Below are 25,931 nucleotides of genomic sequence, written 5' to 3'. Positions count from 1 at the left end.
TCGGCAGCCTCGCTCCAGCCGTGCGACCACTCGAGCCCGTCGGCAATGGTCCGGAGCAACCGCCACTCGCTTTCGGGGAAAGAGCGACTGGCATCGAGCCCGGCGTGCCGCGCGCGCCCACGCACCCGAATTCCCGCGAAAGGGTTGGCAAATACGTAGCGCTGTTCAACCAGCCAGCGATACATCGCGGACCGCACGGTGAGCGCGTGCGCAGTCGATCTGGCCGAGAGGGCGCCCGCGAAGGGGCGCCATTCCACACCGTTGCGCGGGCGCGGCGGCCCCGTCCAGCGATGAGTGGGTGAGGGTCGCCGCAGGAACACCCAATACGATGCGGCGTCTCATCACATATTCGTCAACTCGCAATCTCGACGAAAACGCGTCGAGATCGACCCCGCGAACGACGCGATCGTCTCGCAGATCGACCTGCCGGGCGCGAAAGGCAATCATGGCCTCTATATCGTTCCGCAACTCCATCTGGCATTCATCGCCTGTGAAGACAACGCGAGGCTACTGGAGTTGAACCTGCTCACGCGAAAGGTCATCCAGTCTTTTGACGTGGGTGATGGTCCTGACGTACTCGCATTCGAGGCCGCCATGGGTACGCTCTATGTTGCCGGTGAAGCAGGCATCGTCTCGATGTTCACCGCAACTATCCCAACTGCTCGTGTGCGCGGTCCTTACCGGATTAGCGCACGTGGCCGTCCCACTGGCGCACGCGTTGACACGCGCAGCCTGGCACGGCGAGCCGATGATTCCCGTGTTTTCCGGCACCGTGATCAGCCTGGAAAAGGACGGCGGTCATGCAGCGCGTGGCTGCCGTCCGCGAGGTATCGGCCGCTGTACCGTGGGCTGTCGTTCATGATTCTGACCGGTTGTGGTACGCACAGTCATTAGGTCATTGCAGTCAATCGAGTGCCGTCTCCGATTTGCCAATCAGCACGTGCCACAGGTCGAGGGGACCTTTTTCGCCCCGCCACCAGAACTCGTCCGGAAGCTCAGCAACAAACTCCTCGAGCAACGGCTCAGGATTGTGGTCCGATACGAGCTCAAGCGCCTGACCAGGGGCCAGTTTTGCGAACGTGCCGAAAGCCATTGAATGACGATCGTGCGGATCAACGGTGCCAATATCGACGACGATGACGGAGGCAGCAGGGATTGTGGGAGCGGACATGTTCGTACTCCAGAATGAAACATAAAAATACCGTGAGATGTGCAAGAGGCCTCAATGCACAGGCCAACGGATGCGTAATTCGTGGAAGCTGGACACGCGTTTCGCGTGAAGGTGGACGGCTGATTCGCGCGAAGCTGGACAGTCGGAGCGCAGCGACGCGGGGTTTCCGATTTTTACTCTGATCGGGGTTTGTCGGTCAAACTCTTTTTGTGTTTGCGCATCGACTCGCCGCTGAGATTGACGCGATAGGTGTTGTGCACGAGTCGATCGAGAATGGCGTCGGCGAGCGTCGGATCCCCGAGTACCGCGTGCCAGTTCTCAATTGGAATCTGACTTGTCACAAGCGTCGAACGGTGGCCGTGACGATCATCAAGAATCTCCAGCAGGTCGCGCACGGCGCCGTCGCTCATGGGCGCCATCGCGAAGTCATCCATCAGCAGGACGTCCGTCTTTGCCCACTGCGCCAGCAGGCGTGCGTAGCGGCCACTACCGTGGGCAATGGCAAGATCCTCGTTCAACCGGGGCATTTTCAGATACAGCGTTGAGAAGCCCTGACGGCATGCCTGGTTGGCCAGTGCACAAGACAGCCAGGTCTTGCCAAGACCGGTGGCGCCTATGATCACCGTGCTGTTGCGCTCGCGAATCCAGTTGCACGTCAGCAGCTGGCCGATGAGACTGCGGTCGAGTCCCCGTGCCGAGCGGTAGTCGATGTCCTCGGGCACGGCATCGGGGAACTTCAGTTTTGCGCGGCGTAGCCGCGCCGTCGTCTGCCGTGATTCGCGCACGCTGGACTCTCGCTCAACAAGCAGACCCAGTCGTTCCTCGAAGCTCATTGCTTCGATGTCGGCGAGTCCCTGCTGCTCGGTGAGCGCGGCGGCCATGCCGCTCAGGCGTAGCTCGTGCAGCTTCTCGATGGTCGGATGTCTGAGCATATTTCTCCTTCAATGGTAGTAGTTGGGCCCACGCACGTTGGCGTGCGTAAGCGGTAAGTCGGCCTGTGCAGATGTCGGCGAGGGTTGCTGATCCAGACCGTTCTTCAGCGTTGAGGCGATGAACTTGTACCCCGGCGCTTTGAGATCGATGGCGCGGCAGCAGGCCACCTCAAGTCGCTCGTTGCCATAGTCCTTTGCGAGCCGAAGCACACCAAGACAGGTGCGATAGGCCTGCTGCGGATGCTGGCGACCGCCCAGCAGATGCTCGATGACTGCGGCGGTGTATGGGCCGATGCTGTCCGCCCAGTTGCGCAGGCGCTGTGGGTCCCAGCCAGTGACGGCCTGATGGTTAGCGGGCATGTGTTCATTGAGCGTGGTATGGGCGCCGCGCCGGTCGCTCTTTGCGTGCGCGGCGATACGCTTGCCGCGATGGAAGATCTCGACCGTCGATGTGGTGTAACGAAGGTCAACCTGTTCGCGCGCAAAGCGATGTGGGACCGAGTAGTAATGACCAGTCAGTTCGACGTGATAGTCGATGCCGACGCGGGCGACCTTCCAGTCGGCGTACTGGTACGGCAGCACAGGCAACGCCTTGAGCGCCGGACGGTCAAGTTCCTCGAAGGCGCTGCGGCGCGAACCCGGCAGCTTCTTGAAGGCCTTGTTGTTCAGGCTGGCGAGCAATCCGGCGATTGCCCGGTTCGCCTCGGCCAGACTGAAGAAGCGCTGCTTGCGCAGCCGGGCGAGAATCCAGCGCTGGACCAGGAGTACGCCCTGTTCAACCTTTGCCTTGTCGCGGGGCTTCCCGCTGCGAGCCGGGAGGACAGTGACGCAATAATGCGCGGCCATTGCTGCGTAGGTGCGATTGATCAGCGGATCATAGAAGCTGGGCTTGTGTACGCCTGACTTAAGGTTATCCGGCACGACAATCTCAGGACAGCCACCGATGAATTCGAACGCACGCACGTGCGAGCCGATCCAGTCCGGCAACTGCTGCGTCCAGGTCGCTTCGGCGTACGTGTAGTTCGACGCGCCGAGCACTGCGACGAAGAGCTCCGCCTCACGGATCTCGCCCGTCGCCGCATCGATGATTGCGACCCTGTCGCCGGAGTAGTCGACGAACAGCTTCTCGCCCGGAGCGTGCGTCTGGCGCAATGTCAGGGGCAACGAGCTGGCCCACTGGCTGTAGTGCGTGCAGAACCACGTGTACGCATAGCCGTCCGGATGCTCGGCCTTGTACTCGTTCCACAGCAGATCCAGCGTGACGCCCTTGCGCGAGAGCTCGCGACGGACGGTGGGCCAGTGGGGTTCGGGCCGCTGCCCCTCGACCTGTGGTGGCGGCGGGTACAGCAGCGCTTCGAGTTCATCGTCGGACAGCGTCGCCGACACCGCCCAGGTAAGCCCTGCGCGCTCCATGCGCCGCACATACTGTCCGACTGTCGTTGGAGAGGCACCGACTGCCCGGGCAATCTCACGCTGCTTAAACCCGCAGTCGAAATGCAGGCGCAGCACTTCACGAATTTTACGCATGGTCAACGTTGGATATGCCATGTGGCCTCTCGACGAAATCGTCGAGCGTGCCACGGTTGACCCGCGTCGCTACATCAGAGCGTTACTGTCCAGCTTCGTGTGAAATCGCTGTCCAGCTTGCCGTGAAATCCGTGTCCACCTTCGCGTGAAATGCCTGTCCAGCTTGCCGCGAAATCACTGTCCAGCTTGGTGTGAAATACGCACCAACGGAGCACCTCACGAACTGCGTCGCTCAAGATGGCCCGGGGGCCGCTACTTAACCGGTGGCCTTGATTGGGCGCATAACATACATCGCTAATACATGTTCTAGCACAGCGACACCGACGGGAGTCTGATCAGGGTCAATTTGCCACACCATGACAATGATGTGGCCACCGTCGGTGGTCTAAGGCGCCGTAAAAGCATGGAGAAAATCGTCACGCACTCGACAAGATTCAAAACCAATCGGTCAGCGTCATTGCGAATCTGGCGTAAATGATATATTTTTAATGCATGTTAAATGAGCTCCGAAGCGGGACGCTCCGAGCTCAGACCCATCGTGTCGCTTCAAGGATGGAGCCACTATGCACCTCACCGTCTACACCGATTACACGCTTCGAGTGATGATGTATCTGGCTCTGAAGTACCCGGACGGCGGCGTTGCAACGATCGACGAAATCGCGGGAGCCTACGGGATTTCGCGCAATCACCTGACGAAAATCATCCACGAGCTCAGTCGCGCCGGCTTTATCGAGACCACGCGCGGCCGGGCCGGCGGCGCCAGCCTGAGACGCGCGCCCGAGCAGATTTCGGTAGGGGAAATCGTGCGTGTCGCCGAGAAAGATTTTTCCGTCGTGCGTTGCCACGATATGACCGTCGCGCACGACTGCGCGATTTATCCGGCCTGCAACCTCAGACGCAGGCTGTACCGGGCGGTCGACGCCTTTCTCCACGAGCTCGACACCATGACACTGCGAGAGGCCATCGCGGCGCCTACGGTGGCGGTGACTGTCCTCGGCATAGCTCAGCGCCGCGAGTTGGTGTCGGATGCCGTGTCAGTGTCGCGCCCGCGTGGCGGTACGAACCGCCGCGCTGGAGCCAGGCAATGAAAATGCATCTCCCGCGCCGTCCTTTTTTCGTGTCTCCGGCATCGGAGCTGTCCGTCCTGAGACTCGGCTTCCGGCCGTTTTATCTCGGGGGCGCGCTGTTCGGTGTGCTCGCCATGCTGGTCTGGCTTGGCGCGCTGCATGGCATTGCACCGGCGGGCCGGATGACGTCACTCAACGGTATCCTGTGGCATGCGCACGAAATGATCTTCGGGTTTGCCGCGGCCATCGTTGCCGGTTTCCTGCTGACGGCGGTGCGGGCCTGGACATCGCACGAAACACCATCGGGCGCACCGCTGGCCCTGTTATGGCTTTTGTGGCTGGCTGGACGCATCGCGGTATGGTTCGGCCCGGAGCCGACGGCCGCGATCGTGGATTCGGCGTTTCTGCCGGTCCTGATGATCGTTCTGCTGTACGTGCTCATTCCGGCGCGCAATCGCCACAATATCTTTGTGCCCGTCGTGCTGGGCATGCTTGGCCTTCTGAACGGCGTGTTTCACGTATGGGTGTTGCAGGGACGAGCCGATCTGGCATTGCGCTCTGCTGACGCCGCCGTTGGACTGCTGGTGACGCTCGTCACCATCATCGCCGGTCGCGTCACGCCGATGTTCACGGCTAACGCTATACCCGGCTATGCATTCAGGCGCTGGTGGGCAATTGAAGCGCTGGCCGTGCCGTTGCCGCTGCTGGCGTTTGCGTTCCACGCGCTGGGCGCGAGCGCGTGGCTTGTGGCCAGCGCGGCAGGCGCCACGGCAGCGATCCATGGCGTGCGGCTCACGGGATGGCGCTCGTGGCAGGTCGGCCGCCGGCCGATTCTCGCGATCCTCCATGCGGCCTACGCCTGGGTTCCACTTGGCTTCGCACTGTTGGCGCTGAGCGCGGTCGGACTGGTGCCGCATTCCATCGCGCTGCACGCCCTCACCGTTGGTGCGCTCGGAGGCGCGATCATCGCCATGATCACGCGCACCGCGCTCGGCCATACCGGCAGAAGGCTCGTCGCCGGGTCAACTGAGATTGCCTGTTACTGCCTTGTGATCGCCGCCGCTATCCTGCGCGTTTTCGGCCCGTTGCTCGCGGGTGGCTGGAGTGCCTGGTGGATCGACACTGCCGGCCTGTGCTGGTGCGTGGCGTTCGCGCTGTACGTGCGCCAATACTGGCCCTATCTGGTACGTCCGCGAGCCGACGGCAAGGCTGGCTAAAGCGAAACGATGTGAGCGCAAAATGAAGTCCGACAACTCTTTGATCAAGCCCGCGCTCTCTTTCGACGAACCGGTCGAAATGCTCAGGGCGTGCCATGAGCGCATTGCCGCTCAGTGCGCCACGCTCGAGAAGCTCGCGGCACATCTGCCTTTGTATGGCCCGGATACGCAGGCGCAGCAGGCAGCCAGAAACATCATGCGCTATTTCGACGTGGCGGGCCCGCATCACCATGCTGACGAGGAACAGGATCTCTTCCCTATGCTCATTGAGATCAGTCGACGCCAGTGCTCGCCGGTGGGCGGACGGATCGCATTCTTGCTCGACGAGCATCGTTCCCTGGAGGCCGCATTGGTGCAATTGCGCGTCGTGCTCGCCGATGTCGCCGACCGGAAAACAAGGCTGCTCGAACGGCGCCGGGTAGCTGACTTTGTCGGCGCTTACCGCGCTCACAGACCAAGCGCGGCCATGGTGGCCCGACGCACCATCACGCCGCAGTGGCGGCCACGATCGGCCGCCTTTCAGGAGAAACATCCATGCGAAATCCAGCAGACGTCCTTCCCATTCTTTCCCAGCAATACGTCTTCGATGCGCGCGGTATTGCGAGACGTTTCCGCCACGCTGCCATTTTCGGCGCGCTTGATGCGCTGGAGCCAGGCGAGGTGATGCGCTTTGTCAACGATCACGACCCACTTCCCCTCCTGGCGCAGGTTGAGTATCACTTCGGGCCGCGCGTGGACATCGGATACGTCGCTCGTGAGCCGGGCAACATCGTGATCGACTTCACGGTGACGGCCGTGGATTGACATGCCCGCGTAGGTCCACACATCCGCCCACCTGAATATTCATGGACAGAGGAAAGCATGCTGACCACAACCGTACCCCAGAGAAGCCCCACTTCTGTCGCCCACCATGAACTGCTCGCACGGCCGGGCGAACAAGGGAGGTGGACGGCCGACATCGGCTGCAAGACGTGTGCGATGGCAGAACTGCGCACACGCAGCGCAATTGACACCTTGGCCCACGATCGGCTCAACGATGCTGTGCAGTGCGTCCGTACCGTGAACCGCGGGCATGCCTTGTATCGACCGGGAGACAGCTTCGGAAGCATCTATGCAGTCCGCGCGGGTTCGTTCAAGACCGTGGTCATGCATCGCGAGGGGCACGAGCAGGTCACGGGCTTCGGCATCGTTGGCGACACGCTCGGCATCGATGGCATTGCCAGCGGCAGACACGCTTGCGAGGCGATCGCGCTGGAAGACAGTTCCGTGTGTGTGATGCCGTTCGAACTGCTCGAGATGCTGTGCCGCGAAGTGAGGGCGATCCAGCACCATGTGCACCAGATGCTGGGTGCCGAGATCGTGCGCGAGTCCACCCACATGATGCTGCTCGGCACCACGACGGCGGAAGAGCGGGTGGCCACCTTTCTCGCCGACCTTTCGCAGCGCTGGCAGGCACGCGGCTACTCCGCTGCCGCGTTCATGCTGAAGATGACGCGCGAGGAAATTGGCAGCTACCTCGGGTTGAAGCTCGAGACGGTCAGCCGGATGTTGTCGAAATTGCAGGGGCGCCGGCTGATAGAGGTGCACGGCAAGGATCTCCGGATTCTGGATATTGAAGGGTTGCAGAGGCTGGCGACAGACATTTGCATTTCTCCCTCCCGGATTCAGCAGGGCGCTGGCGGGCGCGCGAGTTACGCACCTGAGACTCGCTTGTCAGAAAGTCGGCCAGGAGGACAGTGATGGAAACTTCCTGCGAAGTCGAAGGCCCGGCGTATCGGCGACTCATCCACGTTGAAGAGCAGCAGGGTGGACAAGGACAACCAGCAAGCGACACCGCATCAGCAAGCGATGCGCTGTCCACTTGCACCGCGAATTTCCCAATGTTGTCACCACACGAGATTGCAACGCTCATTCTCATCGCGCATACGCCGGGGGAGGTCAGCGTCGAGTGGCCAGACCTGCAACCGTTGTTGAGCGGCAATCTGGTCGAGATCAACAGGTGTCACGCGTGCCGAGGCAGACCTCACGTGACGTCGTTAGGCGAAAGTCTCGTCGTCCGATTTTGCAAGGCCTCACGCGACTGCCCTTCTTCCCTCATCACGTCGAGCGCGAGTGCAGAATGCGCGTAAGCTGCGCCCGCACGCATCTCGGCTGCGACCCAGATTGCCTCCATGATCTCCTTCTCCGATGCGCCAGCCTTCAGGGCCTCCTTCGTATGTCCACGGATGCAATAGGGACACTGCGTTACGTGCGCGACGGCCACCGCAATCAGTTGCTTCGTCTTAGCCGGCAGCGCGCCGTCAGCGAAAACACTGCTACTGAAAGCCCTGAACGCAGCGAGGGATTCGGGTGCGAGTTCCCGGCGTTGTCTGGCAATTTCCGGGCTTGGCTGCGGATACATTGAGTTTTCCATCATTCACCTTCTGCAAAAAACGCGGACGTCCGCGGTCGACATCGACGCACTCAATCGGGCGCAATGTGCCGGTGCTGACACCGCCGGGAAAGAAGGGCCCCGCAAAGCCCGCCGTCACGCCGGCCGGGCTGTGGAACCCGTTCGTAACCATCTCTTGAACTCCAGATATGCAACGATGAAGCGGTGCCGGTAGGGATGGGAGTGGTCGAAATGTCCTCTGCTGAGGACCGCACGACGGTAAATGTGCATCGTGCGGCGCACCCACTCGGCGGCCTGCGGCAACCCGTCGCGTTCGACGAGAAAATCAATGCGTGCTTGCTCGCTCATTCTCGCCTCTAGATTGCCCTCCGGGCCTCACTTGCAATGTTGCTCTTGCCGACCGGCCCTGGGTGCCCTATTGATTGTGCGGAAGATAAAGGGTCACAAGCACTGAGGCGTTTTCCACGGCCTCGAGCCAATGTGATTCCCCGCCCAGAAGAAATAGCATGTCCCCGTTGCGCATCAGTTGCGCTCCCGCGCCGGTGCCGAATTTGACAACTCCTTCCAGACACTGCACGGTTATTTCCCCCGGCGCCCGGTGCTCGGGAATGTGCTTGCCTGCCGGAAGCACAAGCCGAACGACCTCGAGGTGGTCCGACCGCATGAGGGTGATCGATTTCGACTCCCGCAGTGCATCACCAAGTGGTCGAACGTCGATCAGTTCTCCCTGTATCGCTCGTGGCATTGCCATAACAGCCTCCCAAAGTCAGATTGCGGCACTCAGATCATCCGGCGCGCAAGCATGGTGCGGATCTCCCCGATCGCCTTTGCCGGATTCAGGCCTTTGGGACAAACGTCCGTGCAATTCAGGATCGTCCGGCAACGGAAAAGGCGGTACGGGTCGTTAAGATTGTCAAGCCGCTCGCCCGTGACCTCGTCGCGGGAATCGACCAGAAAGCGATAGGCTTGCAGGAGCCCGGCGGGACCAACATATTTGTCTGGATTCCACCAGTACGACGGGCATGCACTGGAACAGCACGCGCACAGGATGCACTCGTAAAGACCATCGAGTTGATCGCGTTCCTCCGGCGTCTGGCGCCTTTCCCGCTCGGGCGGCGGAGTGTCGTTGATCAGGTAAGGCTTGATCGAATGGTACTGTTTGAAGAACGCGGTCATGTCCACGATCAGGTCGCGAACGACGGGCAATCCCGGCAGTGGACGCAGAACGGTGTGGCGGGGGATGTCGTTAAGGTTGGTTATGCAGGCGAGCCCATTCTTGCGGTTGATGTTCATCGCATCTGAGCCGCACACGCCTTCGCGACACGAACGCCGAAAGCTTAGCGTCTCGTCCTGTGCCTTGAGTCGGACAAGTAAGTCGAGCAACATCCGGTCATTCGGAGTTACCTCTATCTCGTACGTTTGCATGTACGGCTTGGAATCCCGGTCTGGATCGTAGCGGAAAATCTCAAAGATTCTCGTTTCACTCACGATGTTCCTCCTCTGTGGAACCGATCGCCCAGCGTATGTTGTTCCCTCCCTCGAACCGCGTCTCTTCATCGCCGCCCGATCGTATCCCGGACAGAGATTCGATCGACGACATATCAAATTGGTTGCCCCCTGATCGGATGCTGCGATGGCCCGAGATCGAGCCTTGCCACCAGAATCATGTCACGATGTGATTGAGGGGGCGACTTTTTCCCGCGCCGCGGTAGTGACATCGGTCACATCGTGGCACACCTGTTGCCTTGACAACGAGCACATGGCGATCAACTAACGCATTGGAATAAATGCGCCGAACCGGTATGCGCGTCGTCATGACAGCAAAAACGGACGTGCTAGCGTTGAGCTATCTGGACGTCATATCCGGCATCGTAGAAAGCAACGAGGAACTCCTCGGCGAAGAGCCAGGAGTCTACGTCCACCATCTTCGCTCGCACGTCGGCAGCGACTTTCGCATCGGGATCGACCGAAATGATCGCGTCCGTGATTCCCTCACCGACACTATATAAGCGGCGAGTTCCCCAATCCGTTTCCTCGACCGGTTGAATCCACAATCCATTTCGGTCCTTCAGCACATCGTCCACGTGTGACTGCTTTCGACTGTACAGCGGTCGTTACTCCACGCTTTGCTCATTCGAGATCCGCGTCGATGCGTTCGATCATCCCATAGGTGTTGACGCGTATTTCCAGAAGGCCGATCTCGTGGCCGAAGTCCCCAGTAAAATCGACGCGAACGCGAGCATGGCTATTGCCGAGGCGCTCGATGGACAGCAAGCGGGTCACGGTGTGATAGCCGATAAAGTACTGCTCAATATAGCCCCGAATGCCGGCATGGCCGTCGAAACGATGGCCTGTGGACGGATCGTCAATCACCGCATCCGCGGTAAAAAGGGGAAGCGCGCTTTCGACGTCGAACGCATTGGTTGCCGCGATCAAGGCGTCCGCGGCCATGCACAGCTTGTCTGTCTGCTCGCTCATCGCATCAACCTCCGTGCTGCCAGCTTTTGTAGACGCATTCCAGGGTGCAGCCATCCATGTCCCTGATCGGAGCGGTGTAGAAGCGGAGATCGTAGTGAAGCTGCGGCCCGGAGGCATGGATCTCGGCCGCGCCGATCGCCAATGCCCCGTAGAAGGCCATCGCGCGGTGGGTGTTGCTGGCAGTGAGGAAGACGTGATCAATCATTGGTTTGCCCTCTCAAATGACGTAACCGCCGGCGACTTCGATGTTCTGGGCATTGATCCAGCCGCCATCCTCAGTCAGCAGCGAAGCAATCGCGCGTGCGACGTCTTCCGGTTCGCCTACGCGCCCGAGGGCGGTCTGCGAGCTAAGCAGCGCTTCGAACTCAGCGTTCAGACCTCCGCCGAGTTCCGTCCGAATGGGGCCAGGCGATACTGAGTTGACCCGGATGCCGCGTTCGCTGAACTCCTTGGCCATATAGCGCGTCAGTACTTCCAGGCCGCCCTTGAAAGTCGCATAGGGCGCAACGCCCGCAGTGGCCACCCGCGTGGTCGCGCTGGTCAGGTTGACGATGCTCGCTCCATTGCGCAGCAACGGCAGCAACGTTTGGGTAAGGAAGAAAGGGCCTTTCAGATGCACATTCATCAGCCCGTTGAACTCGGACTCAGTGACGGTTTCAATGGGGTTGTAAAGCCCGTAGCCGGCGTTGTTGACCAGACCAGCCAGTCGAGTCGCCCCCCAGGTGGATGCCAGCACCTGCTCCACCGCGTTACGGAAAGCAGGAAAGCTGCTGACGTCGGCGACGTCCAGCGGCAGGGCGACGGCCTTGCCGCCTGCATCTTCGATCTGGCGAACCACACCCTGCGCGGCATCCGGGTTGCGGTTGCAGGTGAGGATGGTCCCCAGTCCGCGCTGTGCGCATTCGAGGGCGGTACTGGCGCCGATGCCGCGACTGCCTCCGGTAATAACGATGATGTCCATGTGTGGCTCCATTGAAGTTCAACGGCGATACGATAGGTCTCTGCCGCTTTCGCGGCTCGCCTGATCCTCCCTCAATCCTGCCTATTTCTGCTTTTTTGCTTGTCCCAAGGCAAGATTCGAAGTCCAATGGAGGCATGGAAGAACAATTGAGCGAACTGCGGAAGTTGGCCGCCCACGCGCAGAACCGTCGGACCGAGACAGGCATCCCACGCGTGGCGATGGTGCGGGGTGCCGTGCCGGAGCACGAGCTGGCGGCTGTCTATGAACCCATGGTCAACCTGATCCTTCAAGGCGGCAAATCCATGACAGTCGGCGGTCAAACCCTGCACTACGATCCCGCCACGTATTTCGTCATGTCCGTCGATCTTCCTGCCGCCGGCATCGTGCGCAGCAGCGAATCGGGTGCCCCCTATCTGGCGGTGAGCCTGACCCTCGACCCGGCACTGATCGCCGGCTTGCTCTCGGACCTGCCAGACGCTGCCGGGCCGGTTCGCGGAAACGCGGGGTTTTCGGTCGCCGCAGTGACAGCGGAGTTGCTGGATGCATGGGTCCGCATGCTACGTTTGATGACGCATCCTGCCGATATTCCTGCGCTGGCACCGGCCTACGAACGCGAGATTCTCTACCGAGTGCTGCAGGGGCCGATGGGCTGGATGCTGCATGACATTGCCACGCCGGATACCGCACTGTCGCGAATCAATCGGATCATCCAGCGTATCCGCCGGGATTACGCGCACCCCCTGCGGATGCACGAACTCGCCGAAGACGCGGCGATGAGCGTGTCGGCGTTTCACCGTCACTTCAAAGCTGTTACCACGCTCAGCCCACTGCAGTACCAGAAACAGATTCGCCTGCTTCAGGCGCGCACACGCCTCATCACCGCCGGCCACAGTGTCACTACGGCGGCGCATGAAGTCGGCTACGAGAGTCCCACGCAGTTCAGTCGCGAATATGCTCGGGCGTTCGGATTGCCGCCTGCGAAGGACGCTGCTCGAATCATTGCAGGCTTGAGGCCTGAACTGCGACGCTAACTGGTTATTGCTGCCGTGGTCGAAAGCTGTTTTCTCACTGTCAGAGATCGTCGTCGGCGTTGCCACTTACTTTGTTTCCACTGCGATTTTTTTTATCCCTCGTGCTTTGGGTTACCAGGGAGGAGTTTGCCGAAGACTCCCACGATCTCGTGGTCAACTTTCTACTCCATACTGTCCAGCATCTGTCCATCGGTGCCCAGAAATTTGCTGCGATCTATCTGCTCGGGCACGGCATGATAAAGCTCTGGCTAATCGTCGGCCTCTTGCGACAGAGGCTTTGGTATTACCCTGTCTCGATGATCGTCTACGGCCTGTTTATCGCGTATCAGGTCTACCGATACACATTCACGCAGTCAGTATGGTTGCTGCTCGGGACCACTCTGGACATCGTCATTTTCGCTCTCACATGGCACGAGTACCGATCCCTTCGAAACGCGCAGCGATCAGCCATTGCGCGTTCCTGAGTGCACGCGTTCCGCCGGCTTTGCCGATGGCATTTGACTTGAGCGCCGCGCGGACGACTCAACCACGATCGCTCGTTGGCATCTTCTGCTCGACGCGCCTGGTGAAAGGCAGGATCCGGGGAAGAATGTTTTCCGACTTGAGTACCCGGTGCGCCAGCGCCCCCAGTACATGCAATCCGACTAGTGCGGCCAGCCCATAGGCCGCCAGCGCATGCAGTTCCCCCAACCAGTGCGACAATTCGTGGCTTTTCGGTAGCAGCGTTGGCAGCGAGAAGAGCCCGAAGCAACTGGCCACGTGTCCGGCCGCATTGGTCTTCATCCAACCGAGCAGGGGAATGGCGATCATCAGCACGTAGAGCAGGTGATGGGCGGTCTTCTCGGCGAGGTAAGCCGGCGTTCCGGCCGGATTGGTCGACGGCGGCAGCCGACGCCGCACGCGCAACCGGTTCGCGACACGGACCGACACCAGCCCGAGGATGACGATGCCGATCGACTTGTGCAATGCGAGCAGATCCTCCCTGTCGTCGAGCATCCAGCCGATGATCAGATTGCCGATCAGCGCGACGGCCAGCAGCCAGTGCAGCAGACTGATCGATAAAGGATAGCGGGACACATGTTTCATGCTACGGGGTTCCTGTTCAAATGCATTTCAGGTTTGTCAGCTCAGCAGGTCGTGATAATGCTTCCTCGTACCGTTAATCCGGTGCAATGCGCGCTTGGCGGCGTTCATGTCGTCTGCCTGGATTGCACGGTCGACCTCGGTCAATTCCTGCTGCAGCGACCGCATGCCTTCGTCGTAGGTGGATTGGTCGCTGCGATAGGGCTGACTGCTTGCCCGCTGCGCGTCGCTTTCGAGTCTGGTCACGTAGCCGCGCAGCTCGGGCATCGTGGTACTGGACAGCGCGCCCTGCATGGCTAACTTCATGTCCTTCATCAGTGTCTTGATCTCGCCTGCATGGGCCAGCGGCGCGGCCACAAGCAGCGAGACGCACAGCAACGTGCGGAAATGGGGGTGGAACGGCAGCATGGCCATGGGCATTGATCCTGTAAGGACAGTGAATGCCCGCGAGAATAGTCAGGTCAGGTTAACGGAATCTTAACGACAAGCCATGGCGACGCACGGGCTTGATCCGCGTCGGTGTAAGCGGTTATCGTTGCCGCCAGGAACGAACAGGAGCACGACGCGATGCGCGTATTACTCGTCGAGGACGACAGGCTGATTGGCAGCGGTGTGGAAGACGGCCTGATCGAGGCGGGCATGACGGTCGACTGGTCGTGCGACGGCAAGCACGCGCAGCTGGCACTAGAAACCACGCCATACGACCTGGTCGTGCTCGATCTTGGCCTTCCCCGCATGTCGGGCACCGAACTGCTCGACTGGATTCGCAAGCGCCGTGACCATACTCCCGTGCTTGTCATGACCGCGCGCGACACTGTCGCCGACCGGGTAAGTGGCCTGAGCGCTGGCGCCGATGACTATCTCGGCAAGCCGTTCGACCTGACTGAACTGGTCGCGCGTTGTCGCGCGCTCGTGAGGCGCTCGCAGGGCCGAAGCACCGACACGATTGAATACGGCGATCTGCTGGTTGATCCCGGGAGCCTGACGGTCATGCGCGGAACCGAGCACATCGCGCTCAGCTCGCGCGAGTGCGCATTGCTGGTCGAACTTCTGGCGAATCAGGGCCGTCCTCTTTCCCGTGCGCGTCTCCAGGACAGCCTATACGGCTGGAACGAGGAGATCGAAAGCAATGCGATCGAGGTGCATATCTCGAACCTGCGCAAGAAGCTGGGCGCCCAGCTGATCCGGACGATCCGCGGCGTCGGCTATGTGGTGGAGAAGGCGACGTGATGCGGTCGATCCGCCGACGGCTGACCTTGCTGATGTTGTCTGGCATCGTGCTGGTGTGGTTGTACTCGCTCTATTCGAGCTATCACCAGGCAATCCATGAAGTCGAGGAATGGGACGAAACACGCATCGAACAGGTCGCCCGAGCGCTACTCTTGCTCGACGTGCACGATCTGCCGGCTTTTGCAGGCGCGAGCCTCACGCCGCGCGACGACGACGGAGACAACGATGCGTCAATGCGGCTGCTGTACGAGGTGACTGCTGCAGACGGAAGGGTACTGGCCGCCAGCCCCGGCCTGTCCTCGCTCGGGCTGCCGGCACGTCCGGCCCAAGCATCTGGCCTGCTGCGTGTAGAGGATGCGAAGTGGCGCGTCTATGTACTTGGCGACGCCGCGCGCGGCCGTACCGTGCGAATCTTCGAGCCGCGCACGCATCGCTCAGAGTTCTCCACGATGGTCGCGCACCGCATCGCACGCCCACTCGCGTTCGCGTTGCCCGTGCTGGCCATCCTGGTCTGGTTTGCAATCGGCAGCAGCCTGATTCCCTTGCGTACGCTGTCGGAGGCCATCGAGGCACGATCACCCGACAGTCTCGATGCCATCGCGGTCAAGAACGTTCCCGACGAGGTTTTTCCGCTCGTCGCTGCGCTCAATACGCTGTTGCAACGCCTGCGCCAGTCGCTCGATCGCGAACGCGCATTTACGGGCGACGCGGCGCACGAACTCAAGACCCCGCTCGCCGCCATCAAGGTCCAGGCACAAGTCGCGCTCACCGCGTGTGATCCGGAACGTCAGCGTCGCGCGATGCAGCGCGTAGTGGAAGCCGTGGACCGAAGCACGCACCTGGCCGACCAACTGCTCGCGCTGGCGCGGCTTGAGGAAAGCACGCCGCTTCCGAGTGCGCGGGTCGATCTCGCGGACATGGCCAAAGCCTGCATCGTCGATCAGCATGCTCATGCAGACTACAAGCAGATGTCGCTGACGCTGCGGGCCGATGGAGCGACCACCGTGTGTGCGCCGCCCGCGCTGGTGCGCATACTGCTCGACAATCTCGTCGACAATGCAGTCAAGTACAGTCGCGCGCAGGGGCGCATGGAAATCGCTATCTGGAGCGACGCCGACACGATGTTTCTTGAGGTGCGAGACGACGGCCCTGGTGTCGCGGAGGCGGACCGGTCACGCCTGCACGACCGCTTCTTTCGTGGCGCGAACCACGTCGAGAAAGGAAGCGGGTTGGGCCTGTCGATCGTCGCACGCATTGTGGCCCAATTGCGGGGGAGGATGGAGTACACAACGGGAATAGATGGGCAGGGCTTCGGTGTGCGCGTCGGGTTGCCTTTACCTATGCGCTAGTCGACTGGGACTAATACCGGGGCAGGTCACAGCACCCCGGCGAATGCCTCGGACGAGGCTCCGACCGCCAGATTGCCGATGAGCTCCTTGTTGCGGCCTGCAATTTCGGCTTCTGCGCGGGCGCACTCGGTGAGAATTATTCGTGCTCGGGCGAGTAGGGAATTACCAGCGGGTGTGAGGGAAATTCCGTTATGGCCGCGCAGAACTCAACCTGGACAATCCGTCGCTCCGTGACGATGAACTCCTCGACGCCATGCTGAAGCATCCGATTCTCATCAATCGTCCGTTCGTGGAGACGCCGCACGGCGTGCGCCTCTGCAGGCCTTCCGAGGTACTTCTCGAAATCTTGCCCGAAGCCACACATGTGCAATTCACGAAGGAGGACGGCGAAGTTGTGGTCGATGCGGAAGGCCGTCGCGTCCGATAGCAGAAGCGCACCCTCCCGACCGGAAAGAAGACGCGGCCGGCTAGATGCCGGCCGCGATTGTCTACGCAAAACGGCGACTCTTGAAACTCACAGTCCGCTTGTAATCTTCCATCGAGCCGACACGACGTATGTTTGCCCATGTGCCCTTGTAGTACGGGACAACGTTACGGTCGGTCCATGTGGTGGTCACGTTGTCCTGGATGCCGTTGATGTGTCCGAACACCATAAATGTCTGATCGTGTTTTATTTCGGCAGCAGGATAGGCCATTGCATAAGTTGACCCAAAGTCGTTGAACAACTCGACAATGTCGCCCGGAGAGACGCCGAGTCCCTGGGCGTCACCCGGATTCATCTCGATGTACGCCATTGGGTCTTGCGCACGTACAAACTCGTTGTATTGGTCGTGATATACCGTTTGCCAGACTTCGTTCGTACGACCGTTATTTATCCAGAAGCGGTACTTCGCTTTCTGGTCCGCAACGGTCTTCGGTAAACCCGGCCAAGGTGACGGCTTGAACTGCGCCTTGCCGTCTGGCGTGTCGAACTTCGCATCCATGTATAGCATTTCCGTGCCGACGAGCTTGCCACCTTCCCACGCTTTGGTTGGCAATTGAACGCCGTTGTTTGCCATCACACGCAGACGCTCATACGTCACGAGATTGCCGGTGCTGCCGCCCTGACTGTCAATCTTTTCAACTCCAGGCTGCCCGGCACGACGGAAGCCGTCGTTAAAGGCGTCTTCTTCGGTCTTCCAGTCAAAGCCATTAAACCGCGTCGCCATCTTCGAATTGCCTTCCTTCGTGTACATGTCGCGCAGCGTGTTCGCCACGCGTGCCGCGATAAGGCAGTCTGGCATCGCCGTTCCGGGCGGGTCCATGAACCGTTCGGACAGGCGCATCCGGCGTTCGCCATTCATCGACGTCAGATTCATCTCGCCCGGGTGGGCCGCAGGCAACATGAGGTGTGCGGCTTCCGCCAGTTTGGTCGGGTAGATGTTGATGCTAGTGACGAACAGCCCGCCCTTGGACGTCGCGTCATAGATGACGTCAACCATCTGCTCCGTGGTCGCGCCACGGGCCTTCTGCATCGCGTCCTTCACGACTTGCGACCGGCGTAGAACGACCTCGCGCAAGCCCTGCGCGTTGTTGCTGGTCTGGAAGTTGTTGCATGCCCACCAGGTCATCATCCGGCCTTTGCCGTTGATGAGTTCCTGGTCGATGTATATCTTCGTGTTTCCCGGATACGGTGGACGCGTATAGCCTTCCTGGTGCCCACCCATGCGAACGACTCCGGTGCCGCGCCGGCCGACGTTATGGGTAGCGAGAACGACGTCGACGAGGGACGACTGAATCAGATAATTGTCGTTGCCCCAGATGATGCCCTTCTCGTACGTGTGCATCGTCCTCGGCATCTGGTTAGGTGCTTTCGGCTTGTACGACCACTCGGCTGCCGTTCGAATTTTGTCGACAGGCACGCCGGTGATTCGGCTGCTTTCCTCCAGTGACAGGTTATTGGCCTTCACTGCATCATCGAAGCCATTCGTGTGCTGGGCGATGAAATCACGGTCAATCCACCCTTGTTGGACCACGTAAGTGAAGATGCCATTGAAGAGCGCGATGTCGGTGCCCGGCTGGATGTCGAGATGTAGCACGTTGTCCTTGCCGGCGACGTGCTCCGCGATTGCGATGGTTGGAGTTCGTCTTGGGTCGACGAACACGACCTTTGTCTTCGGGGTGGCTTCGCCAGGGAACCATTTATTTTTCTTGTCGGTTGTCGAACCCTGAAGATTGGGCACCCAGTGATTGAGGAAGTAGTTGGTCTGGGTCTCATACGAGTTCGCGCCGATCGACCAGATAACATCGGCCACTTCGGCATCCTCGTACGAGTTATTCAGTTCGCCGATGCCCATCTCTCGGGTTGCGTGGCATTCGGAGTTGTAGGCAGGGCGGTTATGAATGCGCACCATCGGGGTCTGCAGCGCAGTGAACATCAGTTTGCCACTGCCCCAGGTATTCTCGAATCCACCACCTGCACCGCCATGGTCAAAGGCGGAAAACACAATACCGTTCGGTCCATCCTTGTCGAGTGTCTTCTTCATCAGGCCAGCATAAAGGGCCATTGCCGAATCCCAATCGGTGTCGACCCACTGGTCGCTGACATAAATGCGCGGATTCTTCAGGCGTTCCTGTGTGATGCCATCTGGCGCATACATGTAGGTTGCCATCTTGCCGCCACGTGTCGAACTCAGCCCGCTGTTCACGACACAGCTCTTGTCCGGGACAATCATAATGGTCTTGCGGGAACCGTCGCGGTATGTCACCACGTTTTCCATTGCTGGCGTCATGATGAGCTGCATCGGCGGAACCTGTTTCCGGAAATCGACGCCGAGGGCGTTCTGGTTTGGCGCGCGTCCACCTTCCTCGCCTTCGGGCCACTTGTACACGTGATAACCGCAGCCAACGATGCAGAAGTGGCAAGTCATGTTGGTTCGCTGGGCCGTGACAGGCGGAAGCACGATGCGGTCGTTGTCCTTAGCCATTTTCAGCTCCTCGCGCTCAAAGAACGTTAGCCTGCCGGCCGTATATCAGCCCTTCCATCCCGACTGCCGATACGGTCCCTGTCTTCTCGTCGTACTGAAGGCGGACACGAGGAAGGTTCTCCGTCGCCTGTCCGGTAATCATCTGTCCGGCCTTTTCGGCGTCGAACATGCTGAAATGGCAGGGACATTTAAAGACCTTCGTGGTTGGGTCGTACACGACGGGGCAACCCATGTGTGTGCACATGGCGCTGTACGCGACGATGTCACCGTCCGGTCCGACGCCGCCCGCCACGCGACTGCCGAGCTTGACAGCGGTACACGGTGACGACGCATCGGGATAGGTGAATGCGACGGGACTGTTGACGGTCATACGCCCCAGCTGCGCCAGGGATTTTTTCGGATAAGGAAGTGTCGTACGGCTCGTATCGACCGGATTGGTCGCCGTCGCTATGTTGGGTGCCAGCGCAGACGCTGCGGTTGCGGCGATTGAGCCGCCGCTGAGTTTCAGGAATGTACGGCGCTGGATTTTGAGTTCGCCCATGGTCATCTCCTCGCTTGAATCTTGCTGCTGTTGTCATTAGCATCAGAGCAACGGCAAGACATATGCCAAGGGCATTGCCATCTGCCGGGCGCGCATCTGTCGCGGATTATCGGTGCAGTGCTGCTGGTCGCCATTACCGTCCGGTAACGGTTCCCAACGGGGAGTGGGCCGTTATGTCACCAGGTCGTAACATGTACAGGCGTCGGATTCTTCGTCTCGCGCTGAGCCTTCCGCTTCTGTCGACTGTCCGGGTCGCGATAGCCAGCGAGAGCCCGCTTGTGGCGTTCGGCACCACCGGCGTAATTCTCGATAACGAAATAAATCTGCTGGATCAATGGAGCCGCGAACTCGGGGACGTATGCAGCGCAGACGTGCGGTTTGTGCAACGCAACAGCTACCGCGAAATCGACGACCTCATTGCCGATGGAAGACTCGATGTTGCGTGGGTTTGCGGTTTTCCCTATGTGACGCATCTTCAGACGATGCGTCTGATGGCGATTCCCGATTACGGTGGACAGCCACTCTATCGCTCATATCTGATTGTCCCGAAGAGCGACACGCATACAACCCACATCACGCAGCTACGCGACCGCGTTTTCGCCTTTAGCGACCCCGAGTCCAATTCGGGCTTTCTTGTGCCCACGACGGAACTCATGCGTTCGGGTATCCGGCCTACGCGTTTCTTCAAGAAATTCTTTTTCACGTATGCGCACCGGAAGGTCGTTGATGCGGTGACCTCCGGACTTGCCGACGCGGGCGAGATAGACGGCTACGTCTACGACACCATTGAGAAACAGTACCCCGAACGCACTCGCGATGTCCGTGTTGCGTGGCGGTCTCCGCAATATGGCTTTCCGCCAATTGTCGCGCGTCGTTCGCTCGATGAGGAATCGTTCCTTCGTATCCAGAAGGCACTGCTCGGAATGAAAGAACATGCGGGAGGGCAAACGATTCTTCAGCGACTGAATCTCGATGGCTTCGTTCGGGATGACGACAAGGTATTCGACGGGATTCGCCGGCTTGTGGCCATCCTGAATGCCGGGCCTCAATAAGGACGGTGCTTATGCTGTCCCATCTCAGCTATCGATACAAGATTCCGCTGGCGTTGAGCGGGGTTATTCTTCTGACGGAATTGCTGGTAACCATCGCGCTTGTGAGCTTGGCCGTCTCCGACGCGCGAAAGGACCTGGAGAGCAGCGCTGAGAATCTGTGTCGCGTTCTGACGCTGTCCGTGCGTGACCCCATGATGAAGGACGACCTTTGGCGTGCGTTTGAAGTCATTCGCACGCCCGTTGCAGTGAGGGAGCCCACGAACCCGCTGAAGGAAATCGTCGTGTTCGACGCGAAGGCTCGCGTCTATGCTTCAACATCCCCGCGCAAGGACCGTATCCAGAGTCCGGTCGCAAACCTTCAGCCCCAGTTCGGCGCGGTCCTTTCGAGTCTGCGCGCCGCTCATGCTCCGTTCTTCTTTGATTTCCCTGGTCTGTTCGCGGACCGTGATGTGACAGCTGGCATGCAGGTCAACTCCGACGACGGAAGCGTGCTCGGCTATGTCGTGCTCGTCTACGACGCCAACACGTACTACGGTCGGGTCAGGTCAACCCTGCTTAAGCTTGCCGTCGCAACGATTCCCGTGCTGCTGCTGCTCATGCCGCTGGGGTGGGTGTGGGGAGACCGGATGGCCAAACCGTTAATCCGTCTAACCGATGCGATGGCTCGCGTCGGTAAAGAACATCCATCCAAGCTCGGGGTGGGCATCACGGCACAGGGCAGTGACGAAATCGGGCAACTGGAGCAGCAGTTTCAGACCATGCTCGCCGAGCTTGCGCAAAAACAGGCGCTGGAACGGGAAGTCGTAGTCTCGGAGCGCCTTGCGGCCGTCGGACAGGTCGCTGCCGGCATCGCACACGAAATCAACAACCCACTCGGCGGGATGCTAAACGCCATCGATACACTGAATACGCACGGTGAACCCGACGCTCAGACAAGAAAAACCCTCGGTCTGCTCGAGCGTGGCCTGGCCCAAATCCGGTCGACGGTGGGTGCATTGCTTTTCGAGGCGAGACTTGACTCGCCCGCGATGAGTCCATCCGACTGGCACGACCTGAAGCTGCTGATAGCACCGCAAATACAGGCAAAGCAGGCGACCTTTCATTGGGCGGTCGAACTGGACGAGACTGTCGCATTGCCCGCCCATCAGGTTCGCCAGCTTGTTCTCAATCTGTTGCTGAATGCCGCAAAGGCCGTCGAAATCGGGGGAAGCGTTGACTGTCTTGCCGGGGTCAACGGCACGGGTCTGGGAATCACAGTCTCGAACACCGGCCAGCACATTTCAGGAACGGCGATGGAACATTTGTTTGAACCGTTTGGTTCGGTTGCTATCGCTGCGGGTAGACGTTCCTCCAGTCTCGGGTTGTGGGTTAGCTATCAAATCGTCACGCAGCTTGGTGGGACAATTTCGGTCGATAGCGCACCAGGACGGACAATCATTGCCGTCCTCCTGCCAATTTCACTTCCGTGAGAGGAGTGCTGCATGGGTAACGCGCTCATCTGTGTCGTTGAGGATGACCTCATCATGGGCGAGTCCCTCGCCGACCGCTTCCGCCTTGAAGGCTTTGAGGTGGACTGGCATACCGAGGGTGAGTCGGCACTCGACGCCCTCGGAAGCCGACCATATCAGGCAGTCATCAGTGACATCCGGCTTTCCGACATATCAGGCGAGGAATTTTTTTCGCGTGCCACATCGACGCATGTTGGCGTGCCGCCGTTTCTTTTCATCACGGCCTATGCGTCCGTCGAAACCGCTGTTTCCCTGCTGAAAAGTGGCGCGGCGGACTACATAACAAAACCCTTCGACATCGGGGCGCTGGTCGACAAGGTCAGAGTGCTCACAGGAACGGGAATTCCTGACCAGGCAATGCCCGCTCAGAGCGAGCTGGGGGTATCGGAAGCGATGCGACGACTCGCCGAGATGGTGCCAAGGATTGCTGGCAGAGCGAAGTCGATTCTGGTTACTGGCGAGTCGGGCGTCGGCAAGGAGGTGGTGGCACGGTTCATCCATCGGCACTCCCCGGGTGTTACGTTACCGTTCGTCGCCGTCAACTGCGGTGCTGTTCCTGACACGCTTCTCGAATCTGAATTCTTTGGACATGAGCGTGGCGCGTTCACGGGCGCCGAGCGCCAGAAGAAGGGCTATTTCGAGCAGGCGGAGGGCGGGACGCTCTTCCTTGATGAGATTGGTGACTTGCCGCTGTCGATGCAGGTCAAGCTGCTTCGTGCTCTTCAGGAACGTCGCATCACACGCGTGGGTGGCGAACGGGAGGTAGAAACGGATTTTCGGTTGGTCTGTGCCACGAACCGTGACCTGACTGAACTCGTCCGTCTGGGGAAGTTCAGGGAAGACCTCTTTTATCGCATCAACATCCTGGAGCTGCGTGTGCCAGCGCTACGAGACCGGCCGGATGATGTTCTATGGCTCGCACATCGATTCGTACGAGAAATCGCGAGCCGGCTAGGCGAGCCGGTCAAGCTGTTTCACCCATCGACGGAGGCGCGGCTCGCGACGTACAGTTGGCCCGGGAACGTGCGGGAGTTGCAGAACCGGCTCGAGCGGGCTTGCATCGTGTGCTCTCGCAATATGCTTTTCTCGTCCGATGTTTTCGAGGAGGACGGGTCTCAGGCCGGAGCAGCGCTGGATATGGACGCTCCGCTCGACGGCTACATGGCTGCGTGCGAAAACGCGTTCATCCGTGCGGCGCTGCTGCAGCACCAAGGCCACATTTCCGAGACGGCCCACGCTCTTGGCATTTCAAGGAAGAGTCTTTGGGAGAAAATGCGCAAACACGCGATTTCAGCCGAACCGCTTCATTGAAGCTAACTCGTCCGTGCATCAACATGCAACCGCCCATGAAACCTCTCATTAGGAACGAGCGGCTCGAGACCCGACTAGCGGACGTGCGTGGCCGAGTGCAGGGCGCGGGCTAACGGGAGGCTAGCGTACATATGCCGCGCTTGAGAACCTGGCGCCATTGGTTGGGTCCATCGCATGGATGGCCCAAACACCTGGATAGGCAATTTGACCCCGCGCAGGCATCGGTCGACATGCTCGCGACGCCAACGGCCTACGCTCGCTATCCGCCCGGGTTCATGTGTGGCGTTGATGCCTAAGTGTCGCCCCAACCCTGGACGGCCGCGGGGTGGATATCCAGCCTGGCATAAGCGCTGACATGTCAGATTTCATGCTTGTTTAAATGGTTAGCGTGATAGGCTCCGTGCCGATACAGAGCGACGGAGTGACCGTTCGAAACGATTAGCCTACAAGATGTTGACTGGAATCTTTAGATAGCTGACTGCGTTCTCCCCGGCAGGCGGAAACTCGCCAGCTAGGATGTTGACCTGCACGGATGCGGGAATGGTTCAATCAGGCAAAGGTTGACTGTACGGGAGTCTCATCCAATGAAATCGACCATATTTTTCACTACGCTAATCGCGATGGTAGGTCTTGTCGCGCCGTTTGAATCGTTCGCGGCGGACGCTGAACGTCAGGCAGAGGTCGCGCAGCGAGGTGCGGAGGTCATGCCGTTCAGCCTCCAGGCCACGACCCACATCTTCACGAAATCGGACGATGGCGGAAGCCAGCAGGTGATTGCGAAAAACCCGGCCGACAGCGTCCAGATTCGGCTGATTCGTGAGCACCTGCGTCAAATCCAGACGCAGTTTCAGCGCGGTGATTTTTCGGGACCTGCTCGTACTCACGGTACCGACATGCCCGGATTGGCGCAACTCAGAGCGGCAAGACCCGGTCAGGTATCGATTACGTACAAGGACATTGAAGGTGGAGGAGAACTTGGTTATCGCAGCGATGACCCGAAATTAGTGTCGTCACTTCACGCATGGTTCGACGCACAGATTTCGGACCACGGCGCTGACGCGATGGATGGGCATATGCATCATCAAGGGATGACGCAGCCATGAGTGCCATGCTGTGGTCCTCTTCGAGGACTGCCTTGCACCGCAGACACTGGTAGACACCGGGTGCGTTGATTTCAGGGCGAGAATTCCTCAAAGGCTCTCAACGCATGGGTGGCATACATCATCGACGGGCCGCCGCCCATATAGACGGCAGTGCCGAGCACGTCTTCCAGCTCGGCCTTTGTCGTGCCTAGTTTCACCAGCGTTTGGACGTGAAAGCCGATGCAGTCGTCGCAACGACATGCAATCGCTATCCCTAGCGCCACCAGCTCCCGCATTTTTCGGTCCAGAGCCCCGTCTTTTGTCCCAGCCGCAGCGAGTTGTCCGAATGCCGTCATCAACTCCGGTTGTGACGCGCGCATCGCTCGCATCTGAATAGATACCGCGCCTGTCAGGTCTTTGTAGTTGGAAATTCCGCTCATGTTCGCTCCTGTAGGTGGCGAGCTTTCAAGGCTGGGATGTCGTCGGTATTCGGTTCTCCAGTATGTCTACTGCGCACCGGCAGGCGGTGGCCCCATCCGGTATTGTTGCTGCAACATCATGTTATTCATCATCTCCTGCTGCATCCGCAGGTATTGGTCAGTCATATATTGACGTTGCCGCAGTTGCTCGGGCGTCAGGTGTGAATAGTAGCCACCCATATGGCCCCAGCCTCCCATCATCCCTGGCCCAGCGCCACCCATCATGCCTGGGCCCATTCCACGTCCCATCATCCCCGGGCCCCACATCCCGCGCATGATTGTCATCGCGCTTTGCATTGTGGCCCAGTGCTGCTCGAGTAGCTTCTGGCGTTCCTGAGGGTTTTGAGTTTTGCGAATCTGGTCCATCTGCGCTTGCATTGCCTTCATCTGCTCCTGAAGCTGAGTCAGATTCTTGTCGAACTCAGCTGCGCCAGGCTGCTGCGTTTTTGAACTGCCTTGCGGCGCACTTGTGTCCTTGGAAGCAGCTTGCAGGACCGGGGATGTCAATGCGACACCGACAGTCAGCATAACTAGAAGCTTTTTCATATCTCCTC

General features: G+C 59.7%; 31 protein-coding genes and 2 pseudogenes. 15 read left to right on the top strand and 18 right to left on the bottom strand.

Going from position 1 to position 25,931, the window contains the following annotated elements; all coding sequences use genetic code 11:
- Nucleotides 1-2: 2 nt before the first annotated feature.
- A pseudogene (locus tag FRZ40_RS45505) lies at nucleotides 3-338 on the bottom strand (integrase); the annotation flags it as partial.
- On the opposite strand from FRZ40_RS45505, the gene FRZ40_RS46370 reads away from it, so the two are divergent.
- A complete protein-coding gene (locus FRZ40_RS46370; protein ID WP_420873917.1) occupies nucleotides 295-894 on the top strand; it encodes a YncE family protein in 600 nt (199 codons plus the stop codon). The pseudogene FRZ40_RS45505 and the gene FRZ40_RS46370 sit on opposite strands and share 44 nt — an antisense overlap.
- Nucleotides 895-904: 10 nt before the next feature.
- Here the strand turns inward: FRZ40_RS46370 and FRZ40_RS36400 are convergent, their stop codons facing one another.
- The 3 genes from FRZ40_RS36400 to istA all read right to left on the bottom strand — a co-directional run bounded on the left by FRZ40_RS36400 (nucleotide 905) and on the right by istA (nucleotide 3,651).
- The gene (locus tag FRZ40_RS36400; RefSeq protein ID WP_035540958.1) at nucleotides 905-1,171 is read right to left on the bottom strand and encodes a DUF2249 domain-containing protein; all 267 of its coding nucleotides are present in this window, start codon (nucleotides 1,169-1,171) and stop codon (nucleotides 905-907) included.
- A gap of 173 nt (nucleotides 1,172-1,344) precedes the next feature.
- The gene (istB, locus tag FRZ40_RS36395) at nucleotides 1,345-2,103 is read right to left on the bottom strand and encodes an IS21-like element helper ATPase IstB (protein ID WP_137337201.1); all 759 of its coding nucleotides are present in this window, start codon (nucleotides 2,101-2,103) and stop codon (nucleotides 1,345-1,347) included.
- A 9-nt stretch (nucleotides 2,104-2,112) separates the two neighbouring features.
- A complete protein-coding gene (gene istA / locus FRZ40_RS36390; RefSeq protein WP_147235074.1) occupies nucleotides 2,113-3,651 on the bottom strand; it encodes an IS21 family transposase in 1,539 nt (512 codons plus the stop codon).
- Nucleotides 3,652-4,193: 542 nt separating this feature from the next.
- Between istA and FRZ40_RS36385 the strand changes: the two genes are divergently transcribed.
- The 5 genes from FRZ40_RS36385 to FRZ40_RS36365 are packed head-to-tail and all read left to right on the top strand — an operon-like array spanning nucleotide 4,194 to nucleotide 7,654.
- On the top strand, nucleotides 4,194-4,718 hold the full coding sequence (locus FRZ40_RS36385) for an Rrf2 family transcriptional regulator (protein WP_147237413.1): 525 nt from the start codon (nucleotides 4,194-4,196) through the stop codon (nucleotides 4,716-4,718).
- Complete coding sequence (locus FRZ40_RS36380) at nucleotides 4,715-5,914, top strand: NnrS family protein (RefSeq protein ID WP_147237412.1); 1,200 nt, start codon at nucleotides 4,715-4,717, stop codon at nucleotides 5,912-5,914. Before FRZ40_RS36385 ends, FRZ40_RS36380 begins: the two co-directional genes overlap by 4 nt.
- 22 nt (nucleotides 5,915-5,936) lie before the next feature.
- Nucleotides 5,937-6,578 carry a hemerythrin domain-containing protein gene (locus FRZ40_RS36375; RefSeq protein WP_240057445.1) on the top strand — a complete coding sequence of 214 codons (642 nt, stop codon included), beginning with the start codon at nucleotides 5,937-5,939 and terminating at the stop codon, nucleotides 6,576-6,578.
- On the top strand, nucleotides 6,476-6,718 hold the full coding sequence (locus FRZ40_RS36370) for a DUF2249 domain-containing protein (protein ID WP_240057547.1): 243 nt from the start codon (nucleotides 6,476-6,478) through the stop codon (nucleotides 6,716-6,718). Before FRZ40_RS36375 ends, FRZ40_RS36370 begins: the two co-directional genes overlap by 103 nt.
- Nucleotides 6,719-6,775: 57 nt before the next feature.
- Entirely contained in the window at nucleotides 6,776-7,654 is an 879-nt protein-coding gene (locus FRZ40_RS36365) for a helix-turn-helix domain-containing protein (protein WP_147237410.1), read from the top strand.
- Between the two features lie 283 nt (nucleotides 7,655-7,937).
- On the opposite strand, the gene FRZ40_RS36360 is transcribed toward FRZ40_RS36365, so the two are convergent.
- From FRZ40_RS36360 to FRZ40_RS36325, 8 genes are all read right to left on the bottom strand, one after another.
- Complete coding sequence (locus FRZ40_RS36360) at nucleotides 7,938-8,330, bottom strand: carboxymuconolactone decarboxylase family protein (protein WP_147237409.1); 393 nt, start codon at nucleotides 8,328-8,330, stop codon at nucleotides 7,938-7,940.
- A 111-nt stretch (nucleotides 8,331-8,441) separates the two neighbouring features.
- Nucleotides 8,442-8,654: a hypothetical protein gene (locus FRZ40_RS36355; RefSeq protein WP_147237408.1), complete on the bottom strand. Its 213-nt coding sequence runs from the start codon at nucleotides 8,652-8,654 to the stop codon at nucleotides 8,442-8,444.
- 67 nt (nucleotides 8,655-8,721) lie between these two features.
- Nucleotides 8,722-9,057 (bottom strand): cupin domain-containing protein, encoded by a 336-nt coding sequence (locus tag FRZ40_RS36350; protein WP_147237407.1) that lies wholly within the window; start codon nucleotides 9,055-9,057, stop codon nucleotides 8,722-8,724.
- Nucleotides 9,058-9,086: 29 nt separating this feature from the next.
- Nucleotides 9,087-9,794, bottom strand: a complete 708-nt coding sequence (locus FRZ40_RS36345; protein WP_147237406.1) for a succinate dehydrogenase iron-sulfur subunit — start codon at nucleotides 9,792-9,794, stop codon at nucleotides 9,087-9,089.
- A 347-nt stretch (nucleotides 9,795-10,141) separates the two neighbouring features.
- Nucleotides 10,142-10,354, bottom strand: a complete 213-nt coding sequence (locus FRZ40_RS36340; protein ID WP_338048206.1) for a copper chaperone — start codon at nucleotides 10,352-10,354, stop codon at nucleotides 10,142-10,144.
- A gap of 82 nt (nucleotides 10,355-10,436) precedes the next feature.
- A complete protein-coding gene (locus FRZ40_RS36335) occupies nucleotides 10,437-10,784 on the bottom strand; it encodes a nuclear transport factor 2 family protein (RefSeq protein WP_147237405.1) in 348 nt (115 codons plus the stop codon).
- Nucleotides 10,785-10,788: 4 nt separating this feature from the next.
- Complete coding sequence (locus FRZ40_RS36330) at nucleotides 10,789-10,989, bottom strand: hypothetical protein (protein ID WP_147237404.1); 201 nt, start codon at nucleotides 10,987-10,989, stop codon at nucleotides 10,789-10,791.
- A 12-nt stretch (nucleotides 10,990-11,001) separates the two neighbouring features.
- Nucleotides 11,002-11,745, bottom strand: a complete 744-nt coding sequence (locus FRZ40_RS36325; protein ID WP_147237403.1) for an SDR family NAD(P)-dependent oxidoreductase — start codon at nucleotides 11,743-11,745, stop codon at nucleotides 11,002-11,004.
- 134 nt (nucleotides 11,746-11,879) lie between these two features.
- Between FRZ40_RS36325 and FRZ40_RS36320 the strand changes: the two genes are divergently transcribed.
- Both FRZ40_RS36320 and FRZ40_RS36315 read left to right on the top strand, forming a co-directional pair.
- The gene (locus tag FRZ40_RS36320) at nucleotides 11,880-12,776 is read left to right on the top strand and encodes an AraC family transcriptional regulator (protein WP_147237402.1); all 897 of its coding nucleotides are present in this window, start codon (nucleotides 11,880-11,882) and stop codon (nucleotides 12,774-12,776) included.
- A gap of 101 nt (nucleotides 12,777-12,877) precedes the next feature.
- Nucleotides 12,878-13,240 carry a DUF2127 domain-containing protein gene (locus tag FRZ40_RS36315; RefSeq protein WP_338048205.1) on the top strand — a complete coding sequence of 121 codons (363 nt, stop codon included), beginning with the start codon at nucleotides 12,878-12,880 and terminating at the stop codon, nucleotides 13,238-13,240.
- A gap of 58 nt (nucleotides 13,241-13,298) precedes the next feature.
- Here FRZ40_RS36315 and FRZ40_RS36310 read toward each other — a convergent pair whose 3' ends face one another.
- Both FRZ40_RS36310 and FRZ40_RS36305 read right to left on the bottom strand, forming a co-directional pair.
- On the bottom strand, nucleotides 13,299-13,862 hold the full coding sequence (locus FRZ40_RS36310; protein ID WP_028364068.1) for a cytochrome b: 564 nt from the start codon (nucleotides 13,860-13,862) through the stop codon (nucleotides 13,299-13,301).
- Between the two features lie 36 nt (nucleotides 13,863-13,898).
- Nucleotides 13,899-14,273, bottom strand: a complete 375-nt coding sequence (locus FRZ40_RS36305) for a cytochrome b562 (protein ID WP_028364067.1) — start codon at nucleotides 14,271-14,273, stop codon at nucleotides 13,899-13,901.
- Nucleotides 14,274-14,426: 153 nt separating this feature from the next.
- Here FRZ40_RS36305 and FRZ40_RS36300 point away from each other — a divergent pair, with 153 nt between their 5' ends.
- From FRZ40_RS36300 to FRZ40_RS36290, 3 genes and pseudogenes are all read left to right on the top strand, one after another.
- Nucleotides 14,427-15,089: a response regulator transcription factor gene (locus FRZ40_RS36300; protein ID WP_028364066.1), complete on the top strand. Its 663-nt coding sequence runs from the start codon at nucleotides 14,427-14,429 to the stop codon at nucleotides 15,087-15,089.
- Nucleotides 15,089-16,438, top strand: coding sequence for an ATP-binding protein (locus FRZ40_RS36295; RefSeq protein WP_147237401.1), 1,350 nt, complete (start codon nucleotides 15,089-15,091; stop codon nucleotides 16,436-16,438). The genes FRZ40_RS36300 and FRZ40_RS36295 overlap by 1 nt, the downstream gene beginning before the upstream one ends.
- A gap of 199 nt (nucleotides 16,439-16,637) precedes the next feature.
- Nucleotides 16,638-16,865: pseudogene (locus tag FRZ40_RS36290) on the top strand (ArsC/Spx/MgsR family protein); the annotation flags it as partial.
- Between the two features lie 61 nt (nucleotides 16,866-16,926).
- Here the strand turns inward: FRZ40_RS36290 and FRZ40_RS36285 are convergent.
- Nucleotides 16,927-19,404 (bottom strand): arsenate reductase (azurin) large subunit, encoded by a 2,478-nt coding sequence (locus tag FRZ40_RS36285; protein ID WP_147237400.1) that lies wholly within the window; start codon nucleotides 19,402-19,404, stop codon nucleotides 16,927-16,929.
- Between the two features lie 16 nt (nucleotides 19,405-19,420).
- On the bottom strand, nucleotides 19,421-19,945 hold the full coding sequence (locus FRZ40_RS36280; protein ID WP_147237399.1) for an arsenate reductase (azurin) small subunit: 525 nt from the start codon (nucleotides 19,943-19,945) through the stop codon (nucleotides 19,421-19,423).
- A gap of 278 nt (nucleotides 19,946-20,223) precedes the next feature.
- Between FRZ40_RS36280 and FRZ40_RS36275 the strand changes: the two genes are divergently transcribed.
- The 4 genes from FRZ40_RS36275 (at nucleotide 20,224) to FRZ40_RS36255 (ending at nucleotide 24,919) form a co-directional block, all read left to right on the top strand.
- On the top strand, nucleotides 20,224-20,997 hold the full coding sequence (locus FRZ40_RS36275) for a substrate-binding domain-containing protein (protein ID WP_240057444.1): 774 nt from the start codon (nucleotides 20,224-20,226) through the stop codon (nucleotides 20,995-20,997).
- Nucleotides 20,998-21,008: 11 nt separating this feature from the next.
- Entirely contained in the window at nucleotides 21,009-22,466 is a 1,458-nt protein-coding gene (locus FRZ40_RS36270; RefSeq protein WP_147237397.1) for a HAMP domain-containing sensor histidine kinase, read from the top strand.
- A 12-nt stretch (nucleotides 22,467-22,478) separates the two neighbouring features.
- Nucleotides 22,479-23,816, top strand: coding sequence for a sigma-54-dependent transcriptional regulator (locus tag FRZ40_RS36265; protein ID WP_028371342.1), 1,338 nt, complete (start codon nucleotides 22,479-22,481; stop codon nucleotides 23,814-23,816).
- Between the two features lie 584 nt (nucleotides 23,817-24,400).
- Nucleotides 24,401-24,919, top strand: coding sequence for an aspartate carbamoyltransferase (locus FRZ40_RS36255; protein WP_147237396.1), 519 nt, complete (start codon nucleotides 24,401-24,403; stop codon nucleotides 24,917-24,919).
- Between the two features lie 71 nt (nucleotides 24,920-24,990).
- On the opposite strand, the gene FRZ40_RS36250 is transcribed toward FRZ40_RS36255, so the two are convergent.
- Together FRZ40_RS36250 and FRZ40_RS36245 are read right to left on the bottom strand one after the other, a co-directional pair.
- The gene (locus FRZ40_RS36250; RefSeq protein WP_147237395.1) at nucleotides 24,991-25,338 is read right to left on the bottom strand and encodes a carboxymuconolactone decarboxylase family protein; all 348 of its coding nucleotides are present in this window, start codon (nucleotides 25,336-25,338) and stop codon (nucleotides 24,991-24,993) included.
- Nucleotides 25,339-25,404: 66 nt separating this feature from the next.
- Nucleotides 25,405-25,923, bottom strand: a complete 519-nt coding sequence (locus FRZ40_RS36245) for a hypothetical protein (RefSeq protein ID WP_147237394.1) — start codon at nucleotides 25,921-25,923, stop codon at nucleotides 25,405-25,407.
- Nucleotides 25,924-25,931 lie beyond the last annotated feature (8 nt).

The sequence above is a fragment of the Paraburkholderia azotifigens genome, assembly GCF_007995085.1.
Taxonomy (GTDB): domain Bacteria; phylum Pseudomonadota; class Gammaproteobacteria; order Burkholderiales; family Burkholderiaceae; genus Paraburkholderia; species Paraburkholderia azotifigens.
Note: the sequence above shows the minus strand (reverse complement) of the source record. Positions and strands in the feature narration are given on the sequence as shown.

Excerpts from the sequence above, each read along its gene's own strand:
- FRZ40_RS36400 (WP_035540958.1), bottom strand. The coding sequence starts at position 1,171 with ATGTCCGCTCCCACAATCCCTGCTGCCTCCGTCATCGTCGTCGATATT.
- istB (WP_137337201.1), bottom strand. The coding sequence starts at position 2,103 with ATGCTCAGACATCCGACCATCGAGAAGCTGCACGAGCTACGCCTGAGC.
- istA (WP_147235074.1), bottom strand. The coding sequence starts at position 3,651 with ATGGCATATCCAACGTTGACCATGCGTAAAATTCGTGAAGTGCTGCGC.
- FRZ40_RS36385 (WP_147237413.1), top strand. The coding sequence starts at position 4,194 with ATGCACCTCACCGTCTACACCGATTACACGCTTCGAGTGATGATGTAT.
- FRZ40_RS36380 (WP_147237412.1), top strand. The coding sequence starts at position 4,715 with ATGAAAATGCATCTCCCGCGCCGTCCTTTTTTCGTGTCTCCGGCATCG.
- FRZ40_RS36375 (WP_240057445.1), top strand. The coding sequence starts at position 5,937 with ATGAAGTCCGACAACTCTTTGATCAAGCCCGCGCTCTCTTTCGACGAA.
- FRZ40_RS36365 (WP_147237410.1), top strand. The coding sequence starts at position 6,776 with ATGCTGACCACAACCGTACCCCAGAGAAGCCCCACTTCTGTCGCCCAC.
- FRZ40_RS36360 (WP_147237409.1), bottom strand. The coding sequence starts at position 8,330 with ATGATGGAAAACTCAATGTATCCGCAGCCAAGCCCGGAAATTGCCAGA.
- FRZ40_RS36355 (WP_147237408.1), bottom strand. The coding sequence starts at position 8,654 with ATGAGCGAGCAAGCACGCATTGATTTTCTCGTCGAACGCGACGGGTTG.
- FRZ40_RS36350 (WP_147237407.1), bottom strand. The coding sequence starts at position 9,057 with ATGGCAATGCCACGAGCGATACAGGGAGAACTGATCGACGTTCGACCA.
- FRZ40_RS36335 (WP_147237405.1), bottom strand. The coding sequence starts at position 10,784 with ATGAGCGAGCAGACAGACAAGCTGTGCATGGCCGCGGACGCCTTGATC.
- FRZ40_RS36330 (WP_147237404.1), bottom strand. The coding sequence starts at position 10,989 with ATGATTGATCACGTCTTCCTCACTGCCAGCAACACCCACCGCGCGATG.
- FRZ40_RS36325 (WP_147237403.1), bottom strand. The coding sequence starts at position 11,745 with ATGGACATCATCGTTATTACCGGAGGCAGTCGCGGCATCGGCGCCAGT.
- FRZ40_RS36320 (WP_147237402.1), top strand. The coding sequence starts at position 11,880 with ATGGAAGAACAATTGAGCGAACTGCGGAAGTTGGCCGCCCACGCGCAG.
- FRZ40_RS36310 (WP_028364068.1), bottom strand. The coding sequence starts at position 13,862 with ATGAAACATGTGTCCCGCTATCCTTTATCGATCAGTCTGCTGCACTGG.
- FRZ40_RS36305 (WP_028364067.1), bottom strand. The coding sequence starts at position 14,273 with ATGGCCATGCTGCCGTTCCACCCCCATTTCCGCACGTTGCTGTGCGTC.
- FRZ40_RS36300 (WP_028364066.1), top strand. The coding sequence starts at position 14,427 with ATGCGCGTATTACTCGTCGAGGACGACAGGCTGATTGGCAGCGGTGTG.
- FRZ40_RS36295 (WP_147237401.1), top strand. The coding sequence starts at position 15,089 with ATGCGGTCGATCCGCCGACGGCTGACCTTGCTGATGTTGTCTGGCATC.
- FRZ40_RS36285 (WP_147237400.1), bottom strand. The coding sequence starts at position 19,404 with ATGGCTAAGGACAACGACCGCATCGTGCTTCCGCCTGTCACGGCCCAG.
- FRZ40_RS36280 (WP_147237399.1), bottom strand. The coding sequence starts at position 19,945 with ATGGGCGAACTCAAAATCCAGCGCCGTACATTCCTGAAACTCAGCGGC.
- FRZ40_RS36270 (WP_147237397.1), top strand. The coding sequence starts at position 21,009 with ATGCTGTCCCATCTCAGCTATCGATACAAGATTCCGCTGGCGTTGAGC.
- FRZ40_RS36265 (WP_028371342.1), top strand. The coding sequence starts at position 22,479 with ATGGGTAACGCGCTCATCTGTGTCGTTGAGGATGACCTCATCATGGGC.
- FRZ40_RS36255 (WP_147237396.1), top strand. The coding sequence starts at position 24,401 with ATGAAATCGACCATATTTTTCACTACGCTAATCGCGATGGTAGGTCTT.
- FRZ40_RS36250 (WP_147237395.1), bottom strand. The coding sequence starts at position 25,338 with ATGAGCGGAATTTCCAACTACAAAGACCTGACAGGCGCGGTATCTATT.
- FRZ40_RS36245 (WP_147237394.1), bottom strand. The coding sequence starts at position 25,923 with ATGAAAAAGCTTCTAGTTATGCTGACTGTCGGTGTCGCATTGACATCC.